General features: G+C 62.7%; 1 protein-coding gene. It reads left to right on the top strand.

The window, feature by feature from the left end:
- Window positions 1–170 precede the first annotated feature (170 nt).
- Complete coding sequence (locus ACW9JE_RS30575) at window positions 171–1652, top strand: methyl-accepting chemotaxis protein (RefSeq protein ID WP_457434885.1); 1482 nt, start codon at window positions 171–173, stop codon at window positions 1650–1652.
- Window positions 1653–1699: the final 47 nt, after the last annotated feature.

Genomic DNA, 1699 nt, shown 5'->3' with positions numbered 1-1699 from the left:
GCGGTGTATCAGTCGACACATGCATTGGCTGACACGACGCCTTCGCGAGCAAGCCCGCTCCCACAGGGGAATGGTGGTGACTGTTGATCCACATCAAGAACCCAGGGCATGGATAGCGGCAAACTAATGGCACCTTGCCAAAACTGTTTCCGCTATCAGAGAAGACCTCCATGGGTGCCTGGCTCAGCAATATCTCGCTGAAATACAAATTCTGGGCGGTGAACGCCGTCGCCTTCGTCACCACCTTGTTGCTGGTGCTGTACGCCGTGCATCTGGAACAACACGCCCGACACCAGGCCGCCCAGGCATCGGCGCAGGCCCAGGCTCGTCTGCTCGGTGCCTGGCCCGCTGGACAGCCGCTCCCGAAATCGCCCCAACTACTGACGTTCGAGCGCGGGCAGGCACCGGTGCTCGATGGCCAGCCGATAGCCGAACTGACCAACGCCAATGGGTGGGTCGATATCAACAAGCAGCCGCTGTTAGGTGAAAACCTGCTGCTGGGCGCTGAAGTGTTCACCCGGGCCGACGGCCAGCGTGTCGCGGTGATTGCCCAGGGGCCGAGCCTGAGTCAGGTGTTCGATGAGCGCTTCGTCAATTACGCGGTCGCCGTATTTATCCTGATGGCGGCGATGCTGGGTGCCTCGCAGTTGCTGATCCGTTTTTTGCTCAGCCAGCTCAATACCCTGAAAGACGTGATGCTCCACGTGGAAAAGACCGGCGACCTTTCGGCCCGGGTCCCGCTGGCCTGCAGCGACGAAGTCGGGCAAATGGCCAATGCCTTCAACGCCATGCAGGCCGGTTATCAACGCGTGGTCAACACCGTGGCCAGCACCGCCCGGCAGCTGGACGAAGGCGCCGCGCGGCTGGCGTCGAGCATGAACGAAGTGCGCCACGGCATGCTCGGCCAGCAGAGCGAAACCGATCAGGCCGCCACGGCGATCAACGAAATGACCGCCACCGTCCACCATATCGCCCAACATGCCGGCGCCACCCGCGATCTCTCGCAATCGGCCGACACCCTGGCCGGCAGCGGGCAGGAGGTGGTCATGCGCGTTCAGAAGTCGATTGCCGGGTTGTCCACCGGCGTGCAGCAGACTGCGGAGATGATTCAGCGTCTGGCCGAAGACAGTCAGAAGATCAATGGCGTGGTCAACGTGATTCACAGCATCGCCGAGCAGACCAACCTGCTGGCCCTGAACGCCGCGATCGAGGCGGCCCGGGCCGGTGAAATGGGCCGCGGTTTCGCCGTGGTCGCCGATGAAGTGCGCAACCTCGCCAAGCGGGTGCAGAACTCCACCGACGAAATCACCGTGATGGTCTCGGCATTGCAGGCCGGAACCCGTGACGCCGTGGACTTCATGCAGGAAAGCTCGTTCAAGGCCGATGACTGCGTGCAACAGGCCCAGGAAGCCGGCGCGGCGCTGGAGCAGATCACCGGGGCGGTGGCGCAGATGCGCGAGAGCAATACGCAGATTGCGGTGGCGGCCGAGCAGCAGAGCCAGGTCGCGGAAGAGATGAACCGGGCGGTGGTGAGCATTCGGGATGTGACGGAAAACACCGTGCAGCAGACGGTGGGGTCGGCGACTACCAGTCATGAATTGGCGGAGCTGGCCGGGCAATTGAGCAAGGCGATCGGGCAGTTGAAGCTTTAAGGACCAATCGCGAGCAGGCTCGCTCCCACAAAGGGTCAGCAGTGTCC

Source organism: Pseudomonas sp. SDO55104_S430 (assembly GCF_054070595.1).
The sequence above is the reverse complement of the archived record's forward strand: the minus strand, read 5'-3'. Positions and strand labels throughout refer to the sequence as shown.

Bases quoted from the DNA above. Each gene is read 5' to 3' on its own strand.
- ACW9JE_RS30575 (WP_457434885.1), top strand. From the start codon at position 171: ATGGGTGCCTGGCTCAGCAATATCTCGCTGAAATACAAATTCTGGGCG.